Annotated in this window: 1 protein-coding gene; it reads left to right on the forward strand. The window is 67.3% G+C overall.

The features are described from left to right. Positions 1 to 220 (forward strand): hypothetical protein (locus tag KVP70_RS33995; protein ID WP_217946825.1); only part of this gene is annotated, 220 nt, incomplete at both ends.

Raw genomic sequence — 220 nt, forward strand, 5'->3', positions numbered from 1 at the left:
AAGACGGCGCAACTGGCGGCGCTGACCACCGACCAGCTGTCCAACCTGACCACCGCGCAAGTGGCGGCGATCACCACCGCCAACGTCGCGGCGCTGACCACCGACCAGGTCGTCGCGCTGTCGTCCAACCAGTTCGGCGCCCTGAGCTCGGCCCAGGTGAGCGCCTTCAGCACCAACGACATCGCCGCGATTGAAACGGCCGACATCGGCGCGCTGAAAT

Source organism: Duganella violaceipulchra (genome assembly GCF_019166075.1).
Lineage (GTDB): Bacteria > Pseudomonadota > Gammaproteobacteria > Burkholderiales > Burkholderiaceae_D > Rugamonas > Rugamonas violaceipulchra.